The following is a 21,651-nucleotide window of genomic DNA, read 5'->3' as shown; positions in this document are numbered from 1 at the left end:
TCCTTTTTTTCTGTGGACTGCTTTATTTTTTATGCGAGATCTTTGTCATGCAACAAAAATAAAGGAACTATGCAAATGGATAAAAGTAAGCCAGTAATGGTGACGGGGGCTACGGGTTATGTAGCCGGATGGTTGGTAAAAAAATTATTGGAAGAAGGTTTGACGGTGCATGCAGCCGTGCGACAGCCAGAAAACAAGAAAAAAACAGCGCATTTGGATGAATTGGCGGCGAATAGCCCGGGCGAAATAAAATATTTTAAAGCCGACTTACTCACAGAAGGCGCTTATTTTGAGGCCATGCAGGGCTGCGCTCTTGTTTTTCATACGGCTTCGCCTTTTGTTACGGCCGTAAAGGATCCGCAAAAAGATTTGATTGAGCCGGCTGTAAAAGGAACCGAAAATGTTTTGGCTTCCGTCAATCAAACGCCATCGGTGCAAAAAGTAGTTTTGACCAGTAGTTGTGCGGCCATTTATACGGATGCTTCGGAATGCAAAGGGCATCCGAATGGGGAGTTGACAGAAAAAATTTGGAATACAACCGCTTCTTTAAAGTATCAGCCTTATTCTTACTCTAAAACTTTGGCCGAAAAAAAGGCTTGGGAAATGCAAAAGGCGCAAAATCGTTGGGAGTTGGTGACGATTAACCCCGCATTGGTGATGGGGCCGCCACTTAATCCAAAAGCAACAACTTCAGAAAGTTTTACGATTATGAAACAACTTGGCGATGGAACCTTTAAAATGGGCGCGCCAAAATTAGGGATGGGTATTGTTGATGTGCGTGATGTAGCCGAAGCGCATTTTCGGGCTGCTTTTTACTCCAATGCAAAAGGGCGTTATATTACGGTGGGACACAATAGCGACATCTATACGGCCAGCCAAACTCTTTTGCCTAAGTACGAAAAATATCCTTTGCCCAAAAAAGTGGCGCCCAAATGGTTAATTTGGTTAGTGGGGCCAATGGTGAACTCGGCAATGACGAGAAAATTTATACAAAATAATGTGGGACATGCTTTTAAAGCCAATACCAGCAAAATTCGTCAAGAATTGGGCATGGAATTTTTACCCTTGCAAAAAACAATGCAGGATAGTTTGCAGGCTTTAATTGATGCAAAAGTAGTATAGAAAAAATGCTAGGCGGCTTGTCGGGATCGGTAATTTTTTACAGTAGGCGATAAAATTTCCCAAGCTTTCATTAAAACTTGATAGTAGTTCATCAAAAAACGATCAAATAAAGCTAGGGGCGTTTTTAGGGCCAGCAATTTGTTTGTTTTTGGCTGCGGCGGACTTTTTTCGCTCTTTTTTTCAGGCAAATCTTTTTGTGAAGCCCCTTTTAATAGGCCCAACTGCAAGAGTTGCTCATAAATTAGCTGCAGTTCCGAAAGCTCCGCTGTAATTTCTTGCGGTTGGCCCAAAGCCTTAAAAATGAGTAGAAATTCGGCAAAGAGAAATTTTCTACGGCCAATAAAATCCGTCAAGCCTTTGTCCCGCAATCGTTTGCGCAAGGTAGGATAAGAAATGCCGTAAAAGGCCTTAATCATTTTCTTGCTTATTTTATAGTCCCGCATTTTTTCTTGGAGCTTCATCATCGCTTGTATTTTTTTGTTGTTCCTAAAGTTAAGCTTAAAATTTTAGAGTTGCAACAGTTTGAAATACAATTTCTTGTCTTTTTTGAAAAATATTTATCGCTGAGGGGATTTTTCCTCAGCGATTTTTTTGTGCTGTTTTAATTGAAAGCGGTTAATTGAAAGGGGAGGGCTAGTAATTTTTTTCTATCTATCTAACTTTTTGCAGTATGACTAAAAGGACTGCTGTTTATTAAAAAGCTTTGCCTAAAAGAAGTTGATTTGCAAATTACTTTTTTACTAAAATCTATTTCAAATGAAACATTTTACTAGTTACCTTTTAGTTGCTCTTTTTACAATTAGTTTTAGTTTTTCTGCCTCTGCTTTTGAGTTGCGTTATAATCAGTTAGATGCTGTTCGTATAGAGCAGCAACTGGATCAGGCGATGCACAGCCAGAAGAAAGGAAAGAAATTGGGCTGGAAAAAACGCTTGGCGCTTAAGTTGGCCAAGAAAAAGCTGAAGAAAGCAGCTAAAAAATCGGCAGATGCGCCTAAAACAGTAAAAGAAGGAGGTAATAGGAGTTTTGTGGTGACTGTTTTGCTGTCATTTTTCTTTGGCCTTTTAGGAATCCATCGTTTTTATTTGGGCTACCCACTGATTGGCATTGTTCAGTTGTTTACTTTAGGGGGATTTGGCCTTTGGGCGTTTATTGATTTCATCCTTATTCTTTTCCAAGTAATTAAGCCTAAAGGTGGAGAGTATGATGATTAAATCTTGATAAAAAAATAGGCTAAAAATTAAAAAGCCCATACAGAATTTCTGTATGGGCTTTTTTGATGCCTTTATATTGGGTAGAATATTTTGTACTAAAAGCTTTAAAGAAGTTTTGGGTATAAGAAAAAAAAAACTATCTTCGCTCTTCGTTAATACCAATTAAATATTTTTATCGAAGTAGATAAAAATGTTTTAGCACTTTAAAGAGCTATACCCTAGAAAACTTATTTTTTTCTATAAAATTCATACTAATGAAACATTTTGTTAACTACCTTTTGGTAGCCCTTTTTACGCTTAGCTTCACTTTTTCTGCGGAAGCCTTTGAACTTCGTTACAATGAAGTAGATGCTGTTCGCACGGAGCAAAGCTTAGACGCAGCCATTCACACAGCTAAAAAAGGAAAAAAGCTGGGCTGGAAAAAGCGCATGGCACTTAAAATAGCTAAGAAAAAATTGAAGAAAGCAGCCAAAAAAACTGCTGATTCTCCTCAAAAAGCAAAAGCTGGTAAAAGCTGGGTGGTTGCTATCCTACTTGCTTTCTTTCTAGGTATGCTAGGTATCCACCGTTTTTATTTAGGTTATACCGTGATTGGAATTATCCAATTGTTGACTTTTGGTGGTTTGGGCATTTGGGCTTTTATTGATTTCATCAGAATCATTGTAAAAGATCTTCAGCCTAAAGATGGAGAGTATGTTGACTAATTATTAGTTTTCTCTCTAAGTAAAAAAGCCCATGCAGAATTTCTGCATGGGCTTTTTTGATGCCTTTTGTAAATAAAAAATTACATCCGACTAGGCATTTTCATACCTAAAATAGCTCCGGCCTGCGCAATCACTTGAGCTACGGCCTGGCTAAGATCTAGACGGAAGCTACTCGCTTGAGGGGCATCTGCATCTAGAATTTTTACGATATTCCAAAACTGATGATAAGTTTTGGCTAGTTGATAAAGGTAGTTGGCAATTTCGGCTGGATTATATTGCTCGGCTGCTCTTTGGACCAAATTAGGGAAAAGCTCAATATTTAACAGCAATTCTCTTTCGATGGGCTCCAATTTATGCTCGGCATAAGTAGTTTTGCTAAAATTTTTCTCGGCAAAAGCTCTTTGCACTGATTGGCAGCGAACAAAAGCATTTTGAATATAAGGGCCCGTTTGTCCTTGTAAGTCAATAGACTCTTTAGGATCGAAGAGCATTCCTTTTCTAGGCTCTACTTTTAGAATGAAAAATTTTAGTGCGCCCAAAGCAACGGCCTCATGAATTTCTTTTTGTTCTGCCAAGGGCAAAGCGCTGAGCATATCGCGTTCATTAGAAGCTTTGGCCACCTCATCAATTAGCGTTTGCATCAAATCATCGGCATCCACCACGGTCCCTTCACGAGATTTCATTTTTCCTTCGGGCAATTCTACCATACCATAAGAAAGGTGATGGCAATTTTTTGCATAAGGTTGCCCAAGGCGGTTCAAAATTTCAAAAAGAACTTGGAAGTGATATTCTTGTTCATTGCCCACCACATAGACCATGCGATCCATTTTATAATCTTCATAGCGAAGCAAAGCGGTGCCCATATCTTGGGTGATGTACATAGAGGTCCCATCTTTACGCAAAACCGCTTTTTGGTCCAATTTGGCATCGGTCAAATCAATCCAAGTAGATCCATCATCTTTTTTGAAAAAAATTGGCGAATCACTCTTCAAATTATTTTCAACCAGTTCTTTTCCTTTGAGGTAAGTATTCGACTCATAATAATTTTTGTCAAAATCTACCCCCATGCGCTTATAGGTAGAAGCAAAACCGGCATACACCCAATTGTTCATTTTTTCCCAAAGGGCCTGCACTTCTGCATCGCCAGCCTCCCAAGCTTGTAGCATTGCCTTGGCTTTTTGGCCCAATTCGCTACTCTGATTGAAATAACTATTTTTATAAACAGACTTAAAAAAGTAAGCTTGCAGCGCTTCTTCTGTGGGCGCCGTCTTTTTATCTTTCGATTTTTTTGTCAGCTCTTTTACAGCCTTCTTATATTTTTTCTCATCGGCTAAAAAGGCCGCAAAAACAGCTTGTCCAGCTTCAGTTGCCTGCCAAATTTTATATTCTGCCTGAAAAGCTTGCTCAAAGCGCACATAATATTTACCCACCAAATGATCGCCTTTCAATCCGCTGCTTTCTGGCGTTTCACCTTCGCCAAACAGTTGCCAGGCCAACATAGATTTACAAATGTGAATCCCACGATCATTGATAATTTGCACTTTTTTTACGGAGTAGCCCGCAAATTTGAGCAATTCTGCAGTAGAATACCCCAAAAGGTTGTTGCGAACATGCCCCAAATGCAAAGGCTTATTGGTATTGGGCGAAGAATATTCGACCAAGATTTCACTCTCTTTTCTTGCGCCTTGCCCATAATTTGGATTGCGAAGCAAATCGGCCAATAATTCTTGCCAATAAAGGTCGGCAATTTCCAAATTACAAAATCCTTTAGCCACATTAAAAGCGGCCACTTCGGGACAGTTTTCTAGCAAATATTGTCCTACCTCCTCAGCTACCTGCTCTGGTTTTTTACGAGCCGCTCGAACAAAAGGAAAAACTAAGACAGAAAGTTGGCCCTCAAAATTTTTAGGGGTTTGATTGATCTGTAGTTGTTTGTCGGCCAAATTTTCTAGGCCATAAAGCGTATTCAATCCCTCTTTCAGGGCCGTTTTGAGTCTTGTTTCTATATAAATCATTCCTTAAACTTAAATTTTGTGCAAAGAAAACCTTTGTTGACGGAAAAGAAAAGCTTTGCCCCTAAAATCTTCTTTTTTTGGAGGAGTATTTTGTTTTGGGGCCTCCGCCTCGCTTCGCTCGTCGGCGGTTACTCCCTTTGGTCGTCGAACTGCGGCCTAAAGGCCTTGTTGTCGCTTTGGGGCTCGCTGCTCGCTCGGCCCTGCGTTTTTTTCGCTTCGCTCAAAAAACTTGGTCTGGCCTTCGGCCACCCCGCCGCATCGCTAGGCCGCACAACCTTAGTTTTTCTCTGGGCTTTTTTCTTCGGCCCTTAAATCCCCCTTTCAAATAGCGGCTTTCAATTAGCAATTGGGTTAAAAACAAGGACAAAAATTCCTCTTGGAAAAAACTGGCCTGATGGCGATGAATGGATTTTTTCACCACAATTTTTTCTGCTAGATATTATGGGCCGATGGTTTCAACCATCGGCTCATTTTTTTGGCTGTAGAATGGCCTCCCTTTTTGCTGTGGGTTTTAACCCACTGGTCCAAAACAACTAAATAAAAACAACAACCGTCCAACAACAACCGCAAAGAAAAATCCCCTCGAATGAGGGGATGACAATTTTTTGCTTAGCCTAGGGCCTTGGCCCTAGGGTTCCTATGAAATTTATGAGGGAGGAAATTCCTCCCTTCAAATAGCGACTTTCAATTAGCAGCTGGGTAAAAAACAAGGACAAAAATTCCTCTTGGAAAAAACTGGCCTGATGGCGATGAATGGATTTTTTACCACAATTTTTTCTGCTTAAACTTTAAGCACCGTCAAGGTCGTTTCAGAAAAAGCACCAATAAAAGATTTTCCACTATTACAAACTGCCCATTTTCCTTTCACTTTTAAATTGGCATCTTCTGTTACTTCATAAACAGCCTGTATACTGATGGGAACTCTTTGACCTTTTTGTCCAGTAAAATAGACGCCCTTACCAATTATTTGGTCATTGACCTCAATTGCAAACCAGGTTCCTGCATTATTTTCTTTTCCATTGTTCCAAGTATCAGGAGCATTAAGCGTAATGAGGAGTTGTTCCCCTTTTTTGGCAGAAACAATAAGAGGAACATTATCTAAAGGTAAATCCTCAAATGTGGAATCATCCTGAGTATTATGAACAAGCTCTATAGATTTACAACTAGAGGCTGACTTGTATCTTTTTCTTTTGGTGTGATATAGTTTAGACATAGGAAGTGTATTGGTTCGTAAAGACTTTAAAGTAATTAAATATTTTTACAGTGCATTAGCTTTGGCTTAAAAAAATGATTTTCAAATAGCGGCTTTCAATTAGCAATTGGGTTAAAAACAACAGAATTTTTCTGCTGCATTTTATGAGCCGATGGTTTTAACCTTCGGCTCATTTTTTTGGATGTAGAATGGCCATCTTTTTTGCTGTGGGTTTTAACCCACTGGTACTAGAAATCGTAGAGAAAAATAATTTTCTCAAAACTGCCGAAGAAAAAAGCCCCAAGAAAAAAATTAGATGAGCGGCTGAGGGATAGAAAGCAGTGGCCGCAGGCCAGACCCAGTTTTTTTGAGCGCAGCGAAAAAAAACGCAGGGCCGAGCAGACCTGCGAGCTGCGATATAGCCCGACCCAAGCGAAGCGCAGGGGCAGCCAAAAAAAATAAAAAAAATAAAAACTGTACAGATAGGTTGGTCAGTTGTGCTTTTTCTTTGAACTATTTGTCTTGTCCTGATATACTGATACAACAAAAACAGAAGATAGATGGAAAATAAAGAAGGTCAGTATGTTAAGCGGACGCAAAAAGATTATACCTTAGCTTTTAAGCTCCAAGTTGTGTCGGAAGTAGAAAATGGCGAGATTGGATTAAGGGCGGCTCAACGGAAGTATGGGATACAAGGAGACAGTACAATTCGGACATGGATCGAGAAACATGGCCAATACGATAAAAGCTATAAATTAAGAAGTATGAAGAAGAGTCCAGAACAAGAATTGATGGAGTTGCGTCAGCAATTGAAGCTTTTAGAGAAGAAAAATCGTCGCTTGGAAAAGGAGCTAAATCAGGCAGATAAGAAGGCCTTGTTTTTTGATATGATGATAGATATAGCGGAAGAAGAGTTTGAAATTCCAATCAGAAAAAAGTCTTTACCCGAACAGTTGATAAATTCCAAAAAGAAGAAAAAATAAGCTTAAGTGGCTTATGTCGATTGGTCGGGATAAATCGTCAGCAGTACTATAGATCGAAGGCGAAACATAGATCTAATCAGGGTTTGGCAGAAAAAGTAGTTGCCTTAGTTCAAGAAGTACGGAACAAAATGCCTCGCTTAGGAGGCCGCAAAATGTACCATTTACTTCAATCTGAGTTGAAGGCTCTGCGAGTAGGCCGAGATAAGTTTTTTACTATTTTGCGGGCCAACAATCTGCTAGTTCGACCTCGAAAGAACTATCATACAACGACAAATTCCTTCCACCACTACAGAAAGCATAAGAACAAGATAGCTGATTTGAAAATTTATCGGCCAGAGCAAGTCTGGGTTTCAGATATTACTTACATTGGAACGAGAGAAAATCCAATGTATTTAGCCTTGGTCACAGACGCTTATTCTAAGCAAATAATGGGATATGATGTCTCTGACAGCTTGAGCAGTATTGGCTCTATTCGAGCCTTAAAACAGGCTGCAAAGCGTCGTCTATATCCTAACGAAGAGCTGATTCATCATTCTGATCGGGGCATTCAGTACTGCTCAAATGATTATCAGCAAGTACTCAAAGAGCTAGGCATAAGTTGCTCTATGACTGAGTCTTACGATCCTTATGCAAATGCCGTAGCAGAGCGAATAAATGGAATATTAAAGCAAGAGTTTATTGCAGATTTTTTCCATTTAGGGCTAGATGCGATGAAGAAAATAGTGGCTCAAAGTATTGATATTTACAACCAAGCGCGGCCACATTGGTCTTGTCAATTTATGCCGCCTGCTGAAATGCACCAACAACAAGAGCTCGAATATAAGAGCTATAAAAAGAAAACAACTCTAGCCCAAGATCATCTTAAGCCAGAGTTGTTAAATTGACAACAAGTTATTTCCGTAAGATTTTTTGACCTTTTTGAAGGAGGTCAAAATCTTCCAGAATAACTTTTCACCCGTATTTAATCAGAATTTTATTGCTTTAAATTCTGTATCAGTTTTTCAGGACGGGACAATTGAAGAAAAACTAAAACGAATGTCTATGTCAGTAAGAATTTACCTCCTCAGTGTATTTAGCTTTTTGATTTTTATGGGAAACCTGCAAGCGCAGGAAGAATATGACCAGTTTCGGATAGACTGTAATTATATGAATGTGTATAGCCCTATAGAAGAGTCCTGGGGGGGCTGGGAAGAGTCATCCAATACTTTTATATTAAATCATGGGCCGAATAATGACATTGCTCAATATAAACTTGATGGTAGTCGTAGAATTCTTCGGCGAATATCTGGAGTAGAAGAGGGAGAGACAGAAGATGGCCTGAAATACCAGCTTATGACTGTGGTAGATGAAGAGGGATCTATTATTGCCTTTCAAATTTTTAATGAAAAACGCTTTGGTGTTCGGTTAATATGGACTGACATTGATTTGATTATTCTTCTTAAACCGTAACAAACAAAAAATGGCGAATAGATTTTCCTATTCGCCATTTTGCATAAAAAAAGCCACAACTTTCGTTGCGGCTTTAAAAAAGCGGTCTGGACGGGACTCGAACCCGCGACCCCCTGCGTGACAGGCAGGTATTCTAACCAACTGAACTACCAGACCTTATAGGTCTTCTTTTTTAAGAAAAAAATTGGCGGTCTGGACGGGACTCGAACCCGCGACCCCCTGCGTGACAGGCAGGTATTCTAACCAACTGAACTACCAGACCAATTTTTATTGTTGCTTTCCTTTGAGAGCGGCACAAATATAGAGCGTCTTTTTGGTTTTTCCAAAAGCATTTTGGAATTTTAGGCTAGTGTTTTTACAATATATTAACAACTAATTGATTTAGAACCACATATTTTTTTAAAAAAATGTCAGTACATCTTCCAACTATATTGTCTGCCGAAAATATTAGGCAACGGCAAGCCCTTATTCGGCCTTATCTTAAAAAAACGCCCTTACTTCAATCGGAGAAAATAAATGCCTTGGCGGGCTGCAATATTTATTTTAAGTGTGAAAATTTTCAGCATACTGGCTCATTTAAAGTTCGGGGAGCATTTTCGGCGGCCTTGCTTTTATCTGAAGAAGAGCGAAAAAAAGGATTGTGCACGCATTCGTCGGGCAATCATGCGCAAGCAATTGCCAAAGCGGCGCAGATCTTGGCTTGTCCGGCCTATATTGTGATGCCTGAAAATGCGCCAGCCTTTAAGCAGCGGGCCACGGCAGAATTAGGGGCCGAAATTCGTTTTTCTCCGCCCACTACAGCGGGACGAGAAGCGGCCTTAGCGGCTTGGCAAAAAGAAACGGCCGCACATTTTATTCATCCCTACAATGATTATGATGTGATATTGGGCCAGGCAAGTTGCAGTTTGGAAATTTTGGAAGAGCTTTCGGATATAGATGGAATTTTGGCGCCTATTGGTGGGGGAGGACTTCTGAGCGGCGCTTTATTATCGGCCCATTATTTTCGGCCAGAACTAAAGGTTTTGGGCGCAGAGCCTCAGTTGGTTAATGATGCCTATTTATCTTTGGCGGCTGGAAAAATCATTGAAAACAAGCGAACGGATAGCCTTGCGGATGGTTTGCGCACGACAATTCGACCAAAAACCTTTGGTGTTTTTCAAGAATTGCTTTCGGAAATTATTTGTGTAGAGGAAGAAGAAATTATCTTAGCACTGCGTCTAATTTGGGAGCAACTAAAAATAGTTGTAGAACCTTCTTCTGCGGTTCCTCTTGCGGCTTTATTAAAGCATAAAGCGCGTTTTAAGGGCCAAAATTGGGCAATTATTTTGAGTGGGGGCAATATAGATTTGGATCATTTGCCCTTTTAAATTTTGTTTATGCGTGTCAAATTACCCCTAGCCAAGCGCTATCCTTTTGAAACTCCGCTTTCTATTCGCGTCAATGATTTAAATTACGGCAACCATTTGTCTAATGACCGTTTTCTAACGCTAGCCCATGAGGCGAGAATGCGTTTTTTTGCGCTATTGGGCTATAAAGAAACCGATTTTGCCGGAGAAGATCTCATCATGTCTGATGCGGCCCAAATGTTTTTGGCCGAAGGTTTTTGGGGCCAAGAAATTGTCATCCAAATTGCTGTAGGCGATATTTATAGCCTCGGTTTTGATTTGCACTATCGCTTTTTGCGGCCCGAAGACCAACAGGAAATGGCCCGCATCAAAACGGCTTTACTTTGTTATAACTATCAGGCAAAAAAGTTAGTGCGCCTGCCCAAGGAGGCCGCCGAAAAATTAGAAAAATATCAGGGTTTTTAAAGCAAAAAAAACGCCTAGCCAATTTGGCTAGGCGTTTATCATTTAAACGACTTTATCGGCACAGCTTGAGCTGGCAAAAGCATGAGGTTTGGCTTTAAATTCATAACCCATACCTCGAATATAACCCATGGCTTCTTTTAAGGCCACATTAGATTTAAAATTGCTATCCGTGCTGATGTCTGCATGAACTTCCAGTTGCACCCCATGGGCCGCAAAGATGTCAGTCAATTCATAAGCCACCGCAACCGATTTGGCTACCTCTGTAATCATTCGCTCCCGAATGCTCATTTGCCCAGTTTGCAGCTCTGGCTTAATGTACATAAAACCACCCTTGCCCTTACGCAGAAAAACAATCACCGTTGCAAAACTGATTTGCTTGCCGCGCACCTGCGAGTCTGTTCCAATGCAAACCTTTACGTCATGGCCCTCGGCCAATTCTTTTGCTAGGGTTTTGTCGACGGCTTCCTTAATAGGGAGCAAAATTCGACTTCCGTTTAGTTTTCGCCAATTCATTAGAATAGGATTTTGGGCGACCTAAGCCGCTGTCATAATAATCATGTGCTTTCGTTTTTTGTTGAAACACAATCACTTAAACTATGACAAACTTTTTCAAGTTCCCAAAGCCCTGATTTATAGGCGGTAATATAGTTTTTACTAACCAGCTAATCTATTTAAGTTGTTGTTAGCCAGTGATTTATATTATTTGCTTATTTTTCTTCTAAGGCCAAATATTCGGCAATGATTTTTAGATAATCAGCTCTTTCTGCAGCAAAACTATGAATAAAAGCCAATTTGATTTCCCCCGCTTCCAAAATAAAAACACCGGGCATCTGGCTAATATTTCCATACTCTTTACTAATGCTAGGCAAACTAAAGCCCTCGGCCAAAGCTTTCATGCCGCCCACAAAAACTTTTAGTCCATACAACTGACTAAAGGTCCCTTTCTTCAAACCAAAATAAGCGTACAAACTTAAATCAGGATCCGAAACATGCCCAATATCAGGCAGCTTAAAATTGCTGAGGCGTTTTGTGGCCAGCTCCTCTTGCGCCATATGGATAATAATAGGTAAAATACCCTGCCCCTCAATTTCTGCCCGCACCTTAGAAAGGTCCGACATCGTTTGCTTGCAAAATGTACAACCAAAATGACGTAAAAAAATAAGCAAAACAGGCTGCTTTTGCGAAAGCTCCAAAAGATTTTCATCTTTCTGAGTATATATTGCCTCGAGTATTTCTGGATCTACTTGCATCATAATTGTTTGCTTCTAGCCAAATTCATTTTCCCTTGACTGATTTCTTAGCAAGATACAACAGCAAGCAGAAAAAAAAAAGCTAGCGCCCAATTAGGGACACTAGCTTGTATACTTTAACAGACTGTTAGAAGTTCTCTATTTAGAGGCCGTCATCTGATCTTCTACAGGTACTTCTTTGAGCTGAACCATCATAACATCTTGAATAAGAGAGAGCTCTCTAGCTACTTCTACCGGAGAATCTACCGCAGCATTAGGCGCCAAAACCAAGCCTTCACTCATATCATCTACCTCAAATTGCTGAACAATAAGCAAATTGTGACTCGCCAAAAGCTCATTAAATTGCTCATCGCCCGTTTGGCTGTAATCTCCAGTATTGAAAATTTCGGCCCAAGAAGTAGCCGCATCATAAAGCACAACATAATTGTACTCTTTTTGCTCCATTTCATTGATCTTGGATAGGGCCGTCAAGCTCAAATCTTTCTGGCTTTGTCCCTTTTCAAAAGCAACTAAAGAAGGATAGTAATAAGCCTTGGCCTTTACTTTTTTCTGCTGCCCAGCTCTGGTTTTATCCATATCCTGCGCATTAACCACAGAAGAACTCAAATCTTTGCGGTCTACATTATTTTGACAAGCCGCAAATAGGCCTACTGCAAAAAGGAACAAAAGTAATTTTTTCATAGCGGTTTAGTTTTATAAGACTTTAGTGATCAGGGGAAAACTGAATTTCTCCCCTCAAAATTGGGGCCACAAAGGTATATTATTTTCTTATCGAGCACAAACTTGGAGCTTTTAAACAATTCAAAACTAGAACAAGGCTAAATAAGTTTTCTGTTCCCAATAGGCCATTTTTTATTTTTTTTGGGGCGTTACTCCTTTCAGTCGTCGAACGGCGAACTAAAGTTCTTGTTGTCGTTCTGCAGCTCGCTGCTGTTTGGGGGCCTCCGCTGCGGCTTCGCCTTGCGGCGCTACGTTTCAGGGCTCGCTGTTCGCTCGGCCCTTCGCAGGCTCTGCCTGCTCGGTCTGGCCTACGGCCACCCTTGCACATCGCTAGGCCTGCGGCTCGCTGCGCTCGCCTGCCCACCGCAGATTAGTTCTTCCTTTTATTGGGCACTAAAAAATAAGCTCAGTTCCCATTGTTGCAAGGGCAGGGGCCGAGCAGCCACCAACTGATATTCTGCTCCCCAAAGATTATGTACCTGCAGTTGTAAGCGAATAGGATATTGGGCCATTTTGCCCTTCCAAGCCAACTGAAGTTGGCCCAACTGATAAGCCGCCAAGGATTCTTCATTCAAAGCATCCAAATAGCGGGGACTATCCCAAAGATGATGGTAACCCAAACGCCAAGCTTTATATTGGTAGTTTAGCCCAAAATTAGCCGAAAAAATGGGCCGATACTCCAGTTGCTTATCTCGCAAATCTGCAGAAGGACTCTTATGTCGACTAATGCGGTTGTAGTTGGCGCCAATTTGCAATTGCAACTGGCCCAACTTCTTCAAATTAAAGCTTTTTTCGCTGCTCCAACTGGCTCCTCTGGCCCAAACTGCCGCTAAGTTTTGGGGTTCCCATAAAGCCGTGTTGGGGTTGGGCAGCCATAAAATCCAATTCTCAACTTCCTGATTAAAAAAACTGAGTTGATGCAAGCCCCATCTTTGGTCTTGCCAAAAAATATTGAGCTCTTCTTGCCAGCCTTGCTCTACCGCTAGCTCTTCTTGACCCACCAAGGGCCAGAAGCGATCATTTAGGGTGGGAAAGCGAATGGACCGCTGCAAACTAACTTCTAGGCCCAGTCCCGCAGCCCAAATTTTTCTAAAACTCAAATGCCCCGCAGGAAAAACACCCAAATTAGACCGATGGGCCAAGGATAATTGCCCTTCTAGTTGGGCGCCCAAAACAGCCTGCCTAAGGCCTAGCGATAAACGACTTTGCTGCTCCTTTTTTATGTTTAGATAACTACTGCTTTGGACCTGGTTTTCTCCCCAGCGCCCATTAATGAGCAAAGCGCCATTTTTTAAGGCAAAAAACTGTTGGGCCTGCACAAAAACAGCTTGGGTCAGATGTTGCTCACTATTCAAATTGCGGCTATAGGCCATATCCTGATAGAGATAGCCCAAGCGCGCCTGAAAAACAGAGCGGCTAAAGCTTTTTTTCCAGCTCAGGCTATTTCGCCAGCTCAGGGTATTTTGTACTTCGCTGCTCGCCTGCTGGGCCTGCAAAAGTGTAGGCGGCAGCTCTTGCAGATCCTTTTGGAGCCAGCTTCTTAGGTCCATTTGGCCCTTAAAAAGAGGGAGATCTAAAGTATAAAGGGCAGCTTGACGAGCGGTTTCGGCCTGTTCTCTTCTTTTCCAGGGCTTGGGAAAGCCAAAAGCTTGTAGGTCTCGGTAAGGGTAATCATTCACAGCAGATTGGACCAATAAGCGGAGCGATTGCCGCCAATTATTTTTGGCAAAAGCCAAGAGAAACTGCTGCTGCTGTCGGCTAAAACTGCCCAAACTACTTCCAAATCCTGCTTGCCAGCCTTCTATACGAGGCGATTTGCTGCGCATCAGTAAGCTGCCGCCCAAAGCTTGGGGAACACTCAAGCCGCCAGCGCCTGCCTGCCAACTCAGTTGATCGATAAAAAAGAGGGGAATGAGATTGAGGTCGCTTTGGCCCAGCATGGGGTTGGCCAAACTGAAGCCCTCCCAGCGCAGGAGGTTTTGCTCTGGGCCGCTGCCGCGGCTAGAGAGGGTAGCCAGTTGTCCTGGTCCATAGGAGCGGATATGTATACCCGCTTCTTTTTGCAATAAATTGGAGAGGCTTCGGCTACTTTCTTGTGTTAGCTCTAGGGTAGAAAACTCCTTTTTGCTAAAGGGCCTTTGTTCTGTTTTCTTTTGGGCCGAGACGGCCACGGTTTCTACCGAATCGCTCATGATTTGGGCCAATAAACCGCTAGGCAGTAATAGCGCAAAAAGGGCGCAAAGCGCCCGCTTTTTCAGGCCGTTTAGGCCTGTTTTCTTTTGGCCTAGCGATGTGCAGGGGGGCGGCGAAGCCGCAGAGCAAGCGGGCAAAGCCCGCGCAGGGCCGAGCGAATAGCGAGCCCCGAAACGTAGCGCCCGCCGCAGGCGGGAGGCCCCAAAAAATGAAGAAAACAAAACGATACAAACTTTTTCAGGATAACTTAAATGATTTTACCCCCAACCCAAACGCTTATACCCCCAATACAATAGCGCCGACAAACTCAGGCCCAAAAAAGCGCCACAAAGGAGGTCCAAGGGGAAGTGAACGCCCACATAGAGCTGCCCATAGGCAATGCTAAAGGCCCAAAGCAAAAAGCCGATCCAAAAGTAGGTTTTGTAGGCCTTATAATCGCTAGAAAGGAGTTGGGCAAAGAGATAGGCCAAGCCAAAATGATTGGTCGCATGAGAGGAGGTAAAGCTGTAGCCACTGCCGCAGGTCACCAGCAAATGCAGTTCTTCTTCTAGGCTGGCCGTGCGGCAGGGCCGCAAACGCATCACATTCTTTTTGAGCAATTGGCTGCTGAAGGTATCAAAGAGGAGTAGGCCCAGCCCCAAGAGCAAAAGAGGCTGCCAGACTTTGCTTTTGCGCTTATAAATGAGGCTGGCCAAAATGAGAATATATAAGGGAATCCAAGTCGTTTTTTCTCGCCAAATTGGAAAAATTTGGTCCAAAAAGGGGCTGTGCCAGCCCCCATTTATGGTCGTAAATAGCTGTTGGTCCCAAGCAATGAGTTCGGCTAGCATGCTTTAGCAATTAAGATCAAACGATTAGAGCTTTCTTCAGAAAAAGGATCCAGTTGGTAGTTGCCAAATTGGTCCAGAATTTCTAGACCCGCCTGAGCAAAAAGGGCTTGTAGGTCGGCCAACAAAAAGCCGCGCACCCGCTCCTGAAAGTTAAAGTTTTGGCCCTCGGCCTCAAAACGAATATCCTTAACAATGTAGCCGTTTTCTACATAGCGACGAAGATGAAAAAGGACATCTTCTACCTGCTTTTCTTCGGCCAAAACGAGGTTCTGAATGACCTTATGCGCATTCATAAAGTCCATCACAAAAAAGCCCTCTTTGGGCAGCATGTTTCGGACCTCTTTGAGGGTTTGTAGATGCTCTTCTTCGCTTTCAAAGTAGCCAAAACTAGTAAACAGATTAAGCACCGCATCAAATTGGCCCATATTTAATGGCGCTCGCATATCATGTACGGCAAAGCTAAGCCCTTGCTGGGCCTGCTCATTGGCGGCGGCAATGCTTTCGGGCGCCAAGTCTACGCCCAAAACTTCATAGCCTTGGCTATGCAAATAAATAGAATGACGGCCCTTGCCACAGGCCAAATCTAATAGGCGACTCCCTTTGTCTAAGTTCAAATGCGCCAAAAGATTACGCATGAATTCTTGCGCTTCTGCTTCGTTTCTGTTGTTGTATAGTAAGTGATAATAGGCCGAGTCAAACCAATCGGCAAACCATGTTGTAGACATAATGTATAGTAGTTTTGTGGCCTCAAAACTACGCCTATTCTAGCAATAAAAAAAAGGAATAGCGCTCAAAGCCCTTGGCCGACCGCCCAACAAATTGCTCTACACTAAAGCTAATGTGCGGAAACTCGCCATCTAGTTTGATATAACCCGCTGCTTGCTCATATTCTAGGCCCAAATTACTGCCCCGATAGTAGTATTGGCCTTTGCGCTGCTCCGGAATCCGTAGTTCTATAGCTGCTTCTCCTTCTAGCTCTCCCCAGGCCAAATAGGCATCTATGGCCGGTAAATTGGGCAGTTTTAAACGGACCGATTGCTCGGATAGGCGCTCTATTTTTAGGCTTTGATTTTCTAAAAAAGTTTCTTCTTGTACAACAAAGAGTTCATCGCCTTTGCTAATCTGACTTTTTTCTTCGGCCACAAATTGGCTGTGTTCAACTTCGCCAGCAGACCAAGTTCCCACTATTTTGTCTAAGGGCAGGGCTTGTTCTTTTTGGACCAATTTGTTGCTGCTTTTGGGGGCCAAAAGATAACGCAGTCCCTCCAAAAACAACCAAAGTTCGGCCTTGTTGTGCCGCAGCTCGGGCATTTCTTTATAAATGTGGTCTACGCCCGCACTATCGAGCAAACGGCGGGCATAACGCATTCCATTGAGGCGATCGGGGGCTTCTTGCATGCCCATGGTCATAAAAAAGCGATAGTCTTTTTCCTTAAAAAGTCCTAGGGTTTCGGCGGTAGTGGGGTAGCTACAACGGCTGCCCATCACCAAGGCGCCTTGGTAGCGCTGGGGCTGCCGCTGAGAAATGGCCCAACTCAAATCGCCGCCCAAAGAGACGCCGGTCAGATAAATGCGTTGGCTGTCAATAGGGTAGCGGCCCAGATTGTTTTTTATGTCTTTTTCCAAACGGCGTTCATAGCGTTCAAAGCAGGCCTTAAATCCTCGCCAAGAGTGATCTCTGCGGCTGCCTTTTCCTGCGGGCAACATAAGGGCAAAGGGCTGGGCTTGTTCGCCTGGGGCGGGCAGGGCGGCAATAATGCTGGCCAGTTTTTCTTGGTCCGAATCGCTTTTTTCGCTGCCCGCCGCCTTGGCATAGGCCTCAAACATATAGCGGGCATCGCCACTCGTAAAGGGCAGCATGACCAAGAGCGGATAGGGCCCTTCTCCAAATTCTTCTGGGGGCAAAATGAGCTTGCTGGCTACTGGAATATGGCTGCCATAATATTGCGCTTGCAAGCTACTGCAAAGCAAGAGCATAAAAACTAAAATTCTCATTTCTTTTTGTTTAGGATGGTTTAGGGGCCTGCCGCCTTTGGCGGCCGCTATGTTCGGCAGCTCGCTGCTCGCTCGGCCCTTCGCAAAAAACAAGTTTTTGCTCGGTCTGGCCTTCGGCCACTGCCTACCAGCGCTAGGCCCTGCCGGACTAGATCCAAAAGCGGTATTCCTCGCTGCGCTCCTCATTCGTCTATATGTCCCCGCCCACCCACCCCTCTACGGGATTCCCTAAGGAATCCCTCGGGCTGGCTGGCCGAGCTTTTTGGTCCAATGGCGGGCAGAGCCCGCCCGGCCGCAGGCCGAACGGCATAGCGCTGTGGAGCAGTGGCCGAAGGCCAGACCAAAGCGGCAAAGCCGCTGCAGGGCCGAGCGAGCAGCGAGCTGCGCAACCTAGCGCCCGCAGCCCCAAATAAAAGGGCTGCGGGATGCCCCTAAAAAATAGCAGCTCCCTTAATAATTTTGGCCGGAACGCCAACAGCCGTTACTCCTTTGGGCAAATCTTTATGGACGACAGCCCCAGCGCCAACCACCACCTCATCGGCAATTTTGATTCCTGGTAGAATCGTCGCCTGGGCCCCAATTCGGCAATTTTGACCAATTTGGACCGCCCCCAAAAGAAGGGCCTTAGGCGAAATCTCCGTATAAGCTCCCACTTTTACCTCATGATGCAGCTGCGCCCCCGCATTAATCAGGGCGCCCTCCTCAATACTCACCGAATTGCTAATCCAAACGCCCTGCATCAGATTGAGTCCCTGGGCCAATTGGTTATCAAACTGGCCGATATAGACATCTTGGGCCTGAATGCTTTGGAGCTGCCCGCCTGCGGCTCGGCCAATTTGGGCCAAAATTCGGCGGACCCTAGGACTGCCCACCCCCAAAACAAAATCTGGCGCCTGGGCAAAATGCGCCCGCAGCTGCTCCTCCTGGTACAAAACGGGAAAGCGATCATAGACCCAAGAGGGCGCACTTCTGGTATTATCAAAAAAGCAAAGGCCCTCCAATTGTCCATTTTGGGCGGCCAATTCTAAAATTTCGAGGGCATGTCCCCCAGCTCCCATAATCAGCATAGGCTTATTTTAGGGCGTTACGAATCACATTAGTAATTAGCTTCATTTCGGCCTCAGAAAGCTCTACATACATGGGTAGGCAAAGCACTCGTTTAGAGATATCCTCGGCAAGGGGACAGCTTTGTTGGTCCACATAATTTAGTGAATTAAGGGCGGGATAAAAATAGCGGCGAGGGTAAATCCAGTGGCTATTTAGGGCTTTGACAGTTTTGAGCAGGGCTTCTTCCGATTCAAAAATGATGGGATAATAAGAATAATTGGGTTGCGCTTGGGCCAAGATTTTGGGTTGGCTGAGGGGAAGGCCTTTTAGGGCCTTATCATAATAGGCTTTTTGGTCCAAACGAGATTGGCGAATGCGGGCAATATGTTTGAGATTGACCAAGCCCATAGCGGCATGAAACTCAGAGTTTTTGCCATTGATGCCCACCTCCGCAAAGCTTTCTGGACCATCATGGCCAAAGTTGCGCATATAGCCGAGGCGCTGCGCAATTTCTTCGGAAGGGCTCATCACGGCACCGCCTTCAATCGTATGAAAAAGCTTGGTAGCATGAAAGCTACAAGTACTCACATCGCCAAAAGCGAAGACCGATTGGCCCTTATACTCGCTACCGAAGCAGTGAGCGGCATCATAAATAACCTTTAGATTATGTTTATCGGCAATTTTTTGGATGGCGTCAATATCGCAGGGATTGCCATAGACATGCGTAGCCAAAATGGCCGAAGTATTTGGACCAATATGCTGTTCCAATAAATTGGGGTCGATATTTAGCGTTTCGGGATCAATATCGACAAAAACGGCCCGGCAGTTTTCCCAAACGATACTACTTGTCGTGGCCACATAAGAAAAGGGCGTGGTCAGAATTTCCCCTTGCAGATCTAGGGCCTTGATCGCAATTTGCAAGGCAATCGTTCCATTGCTTAAAAAGTGCAAATGGGGCAATTGCAAATAGTTTTTAAGCTCGGCCTCTAGTTCATTGACCAAAGGACCATTATTAGTGAGCCAGCCTCTTTGCCAGATAGCAGAAAGATAGGCTTCATATTCGGCCTGAGGGGCCAAAAAAGGTTTGGTTACGTTAATCATAGCGATAATTTGCGAATAATCTGATCATAGACTTCTGCGACTTGGTCTGGCGAACGGTATTTTTGGGCCAATTCGGCAGCCTCCTCGCGTTTAGCCAATAAAGGGGCTAAAGCTTCAAAATAATCTTGATAATTGGGCTGGGGAACCTCTAGGTTAATAATAATTCCCCCTTTTTGTTCTTTTTGGATAATATCGGAATCATCTCCCACATTAGCTGGAACTAAAATAGGCAAGCCGGCCGCCCAATATTCGCCATTTTTGATAGGAGAGCAAAACGGGCGAGAAGGAGCTGGTTTAACCAAAGAAAAGGCAAAATCTGCTGCAGATAGATAATTGGGTACCTCATTATGAGCTACTAAATCATGAAAGTATTGATTCTCGGGAAAATTAACTTCGGCTAGTTTAGCTTTTACTTCTGCTTTTGGTGCAGGACTCAATAGACAAAGAAAAAAGCGATCCTGATAATAATTAGCGGCAGCTTTAAAGATTTGAAAAGCTTCCTTATCATAGTAACTACCGCCAAATTTTCCCAAATATAGCCCAATAATAGTATCTGCCGATAGCCCTAGTTTGGCCCTAGTTTCGGCTCTTTTGTTTGCATCAAATGCAAAGCGCTCTAAAGGGACCGTACAAGGAACGGTATAGACCTTATTGGCTGAAATGCCTTCTTTTTCAATAAGTTGCCGTTGGTAGTTGTAGCTCACCCCAACAATTGCATCGGCGGTAGCTTTGGTTTGGGCCTCCTTCTTTCTCTGAAACTGAGTTTTGATGCCATTGGGCGACCAAACTCCCGATTCGACCATATAGTTGGCATGGGGCTCAAAAGATTCTACCATATAAGGGATGCCTAGTTTCTCTTTCACCAAATGCCCGATACCGCTAGCCATAGAAGAGCGGCAAATGAGAAAGTCGGGCTTTTGTGCTTTGGCAGCGGCTAGAATAGTGGATTGTATTCGCCACCAATCAGCGGCTTTGGTCAGCAAATGCAAACCCATATTTTTAGAAAAAATAGGGTAGTGGGTCGTTTTGGAAATAGGCGGCAGCTCATCCTTAAATTTCTGGTCTTCTGCTCGTTCTACCGTAAAAAAGTGAATGGCCGTTACATCTTCTCTTTGGGCCAATATTTTCAAATGAGGATAAACAGTAGATACGGTCAGGCCCTCTTTGACGCCCCAATAAGAGATATAAAATAGAATCATGCTTTAAAATATCGTTGTAAAACTGGGCCTAGGGCCGAAAATTGTTTTGCTCGAAGGTAAGATAAAAACATGATGCGCAAAATTCGCTTTTTGAGGTAGCGAATATGAATCATCGGAACGGTTTTTAGCTTTTTCACCTCCGCCAATAATTCCCAATAGCCCATCTCTAAGCCTTTGAGGTTGCTCATGGCAGAAACATTGCCCTGACGATAACGCAAAACAGGCGTCTGAATGGCTGCATATTGCCCACCTTCTGCCGCTAACTGAATATAAAAAAGGAGGTCTTCCGCATGGGTCATGCCCATTTTGAGCTGATAGTTTTTATTGGGCTGGCATCGAATCATCCAACTTGGACCAAAAAAAGATTGTCCGCCCAAACGAACCAAGTCAATCAAAGGGTTGCCCTTCCAATTGGGCTGCACTTCTCGAACCGTTTGCTCTAGCCGCTCATCTTGGATCAAAATCCGCCCATCTACAAAAGAAAGTTGCTCATCTTGGGCAAAAAGCGCCAAACGATCCGCTAAACTATTAGGTGGCAGGGCATCATCGGCATCCAAAAAACAGAAAAAATCAGCCTGCATATCTTTTAGGGCCAAATTGCGGGCCGCACTAACGCCCTGATTTTCTTGCTTGAAATAAACAATCCGAGGGTCTTCAAATTGAAGAATGATCTCTTCCGTCATGTCCCGACTACCATCATTCACAATCCGCAATTGCCAATTAGTATGACTTTGGTCTAAGACAGATTGAATGGCTGTGGCAATATATTCCTCCGCATGATAAGCGGGCATAATGATCGCCACCAATGGCGGGTTAATTGACATAGAA

Annotated in this window: 19 protein-coding genes, 2 tRNA genes and 2 pseudogenes; 7 read left to right on the top strand and 16 right to left on the bottom strand. The window is 43.5% G+C overall.

What is annotated here, in order from left to right; genetic code table 11:
* Positions 1-69 precede the first annotated feature (69 nt).
* Positions 70-1,122: an NAD-dependent epimerase/dehydratase family protein gene (locus SGRA_RS19010; protein WP_015694459.1), complete on the top strand. Its 1,053-nt coding sequence runs from the start codon at positions 70-72 to the stop codon at positions 1,120-1,122.
* Positions 1,123-1,130: 8 nt separating this feature from the next.
* Here SGRA_RS19010 and SGRA_RS19005 read toward each other — a convergent pair whose 3' ends face one another.
* Positions 1,131-1,586, bottom strand: a complete 456-nt coding sequence (locus tag SGRA_RS19005) for a hypothetical protein (protein WP_041329786.1) — start codon at positions 1,584-1,586, stop codon at positions 1,131-1,133.
* A 292-nt stretch (positions 1,587-1,878) separates the two neighbouring features.
* Between SGRA_RS19005 and SGRA_RS19000 the strand changes: the two genes are divergently transcribed.
* On the top strand, positions 1,879-2,334 hold the full coding sequence (locus SGRA_RS19000; protein ID WP_015694457.1) for a TM2 domain-containing protein: 456 nt from the start codon (positions 1,879-1,881) through the stop codon (positions 2,332-2,334).
* A gap of 254 nt (positions 2,335-2,588) precedes the next feature.
* Entirely contained in the window at positions 2,589-3,038 is a 450-nt protein-coding gene (locus SGRA_RS18995; protein ID WP_015694455.1) for a TM2 domain-containing protein, read from the top strand.
* A gap of 80 nt (positions 3,039-3,118) precedes the next feature.
* On the opposite strand, the gene argS is transcribed toward SGRA_RS18995, so the two are convergent.
* Together argS and SGRA_RS18980 are read right to left on the bottom strand one after the other, a co-directional pair.
* A complete protein-coding gene (gene argS / locus SGRA_RS18990; RefSeq protein WP_015694454.1) occupies positions 3,119-5,053 on the bottom strand; it encodes an arginine--tRNA ligase in 1,935 nt (644 codons plus the stop codon).
* A 781-nt stretch (positions 5,054-5,834) separates the two neighbouring features.
* Positions 5,835-6,266 carry a hypothetical protein gene (locus tag SGRA_RS18980; protein WP_015694452.1) on the bottom strand — a complete coding sequence of 144 codons (432 nt, stop codon included), beginning with the start codon at positions 6,264-6,266 and terminating at the stop codon, positions 5,835-5,837.
* 539 nt (positions 6,267-6,805) lie between these two features.
* Here SGRA_RS18980 and SGRA_RS18970 point away from each other — a divergent pair.
* Both SGRA_RS18970 and SGRA_RS18965 read left to right on the top strand, forming a co-directional pair.
* Positions 6,806-8,112, top strand: a pseudogene (locus SGRA_RS18970) (IS3 family transposase).
* 157 nt (positions 8,113-8,269) lie between these two features.
* Positions 8,270-8,677, top strand: a complete 408-nt coding sequence (locus SGRA_RS18965) for a hypothetical protein (RefSeq protein ID WP_015694450.1) — start codon at positions 8,270-8,272, stop codon at positions 8,675-8,677.
* An 82-nt stretch (positions 8,678-8,759) separates the two neighbouring features.
* Here SGRA_RS18965 and SGRA_RS18960 read toward each other — a convergent pair.
* Positions 8,760-8,833: transfer RNA gene (locus tag SGRA_RS18960), tRNA-Asp, on the bottom strand.
* Between the two features lie 29 nt (positions 8,834-8,862).
* A tRNA-Asp gene (locus tag SGRA_RS18955) sits at positions 8,863-8,939 on the bottom strand.
* 145 nt (positions 8,940-9,084) lie between these two features.
* Here SGRA_RS18955 and SGRA_RS18950 point away from each other — a divergent pair.
* Together SGRA_RS18950 and SGRA_RS18945 are read left to right on the top strand one after the other, a co-directional pair.
* Complete coding sequence (locus SGRA_RS18950) at positions 9,085-10,044, top strand: threonine ammonia-lyase (RefSeq protein WP_015694448.1); 960 nt, start codon at positions 9,085-9,087, stop codon at positions 10,042-10,044.
* Between the two features lie 9 nt (positions 10,045-10,053).
* Positions 10,054-10,488, top strand: a complete 435-nt coding sequence (locus SGRA_RS18945; protein ID WP_015694447.1) for an acyl-CoA thioesterase — start codon at positions 10,054-10,056, stop codon at positions 10,486-10,488.
* 42 nt (positions 10,489-10,530) lie between these two features.
* Here the strand turns inward: SGRA_RS18945 and SGRA_RS18940 are convergent, their stop codons facing one another.
* The 11 genes and pseudogenes from SGRA_RS18940 to SGRA_RS18890 form a co-directional block, all read right to left on the bottom strand.
* On the bottom strand, positions 10,531-11,001 hold the full coding sequence (locus SGRA_RS18940; protein WP_002661078.1) for a ribonuclease H-like YkuK family protein: 471 nt from the start codon (positions 10,999-11,001) through the stop codon (positions 10,531-10,533).
* Positions 11,002-11,195: 194 nt separating this feature from the next.
* Positions 11,196-11,741, bottom strand: a complete 546-nt coding sequence (locus SGRA_RS18935; RefSeq protein ID WP_041329784.1) for a SelL-related redox protein — start codon at positions 11,739-11,741, stop codon at positions 11,196-11,198.
* 135 nt (positions 11,742-11,876) lie between these two features.
* Positions 11,877-12,419 carry a hypothetical protein gene (locus tag SGRA_RS18930; protein ID WP_015694445.1) on the bottom strand — a complete coding sequence of 181 codons (543 nt, stop codon included), beginning with the start codon at positions 12,417-12,419 and terminating at the stop codon, positions 11,877-11,879.
* Positions 12,420-12,841: 422 nt separating this feature from the next.
* The gene (locus tag SGRA_RS18925; RefSeq protein WP_245538596.1) at positions 12,842-14,650 is read right to left on the bottom strand and encodes a TonB-dependent receptor plug domain-containing protein; all 1,809 of its coding nucleotides are present in this window, start codon (positions 14,648-14,650) and stop codon (positions 12,842-12,844) included.
* A 258-nt stretch (positions 14,651-14,908) separates the two neighbouring features.
* The gene (locus tag SGRA_RS18920) at positions 14,909-15,481 is read right to left on the bottom strand and encodes a phosphatase PAP2 family protein (protein WP_015694443.1); all 573 of its coding nucleotides are present in this window, start codon (positions 15,479-15,481) and stop codon (positions 14,909-14,911) included.
* Positions 15,475-16,230 (bottom strand): annotated as a pseudogene (locus SGRA_RS18915) (SAM-dependent methyltransferase); the annotation flags it as partial. The pseudogene SGRA_RS18915 and the gene SGRA_RS18920, both read right to left, overlap by 7 nt.
* 10 nt (positions 16,231-16,240) lie before the next feature.
* On the bottom strand, positions 16,241-17,476 hold the full coding sequence (locus SGRA_RS18910) for an alpha/beta hydrolase (protein WP_148268408.1): 1,236 nt from the start codon (positions 17,474-17,476) through the stop codon (positions 16,241-16,243).
* A gap of 431 nt (positions 17,477-17,907) precedes the next feature.
* Positions 17,908-18,543, bottom strand: a complete 636-nt coding sequence (locus SGRA_RS18905) for a NeuD/PglB/VioB family sugar acetyltransferase (RefSeq protein WP_015694440.1) — start codon at positions 18,541-18,543, stop codon at positions 17,908-17,910.
* 4 nt (positions 18,544-18,547) lie between these two features.
* Complete coding sequence (locus SGRA_RS18900; protein WP_015694439.1) at positions 18,548-19,624, bottom strand: DegT/DnrJ/EryC1/StrS family aminotransferase; 1,077 nt, start codon at positions 19,622-19,624, stop codon at positions 18,548-18,550.
* Positions 19,621-20,823, bottom strand: a complete 1,203-nt coding sequence (locus SGRA_RS18895) for a glycosyltransferase (RefSeq protein ID WP_015694438.1) — start codon at positions 20,821-20,823, stop codon at positions 19,621-19,623. The genes SGRA_RS18900 and SGRA_RS18895 overlap by 4 nt, the downstream gene beginning before the upstream one ends.
* Positions 20,820-21,647, bottom strand: a complete 828-nt coding sequence (locus SGRA_RS18890) for a glycosyltransferase family A protein (protein ID WP_041329783.1) — start codon at positions 21,645-21,647, stop codon at positions 20,820-20,822. Before SGRA_RS18890 ends, SGRA_RS18895 begins: the two co-directional genes overlap by 4 nt.
* Between the last annotated feature and the right edge of the window lie 4 nt (positions 21,648-21,651).

The organism is Saprospira grandis str. Lewin (assembly GCF_000250635.1).
Taxonomy (GTDB): Bacteria; Bacteroidota; Bacteroidia; order Chitinophagales; family Saprospiraceae; genus Saprospira; species Saprospira grandis.
This window is presented reverse-complemented; position numbering and strand designations above follow the sequence as displayed.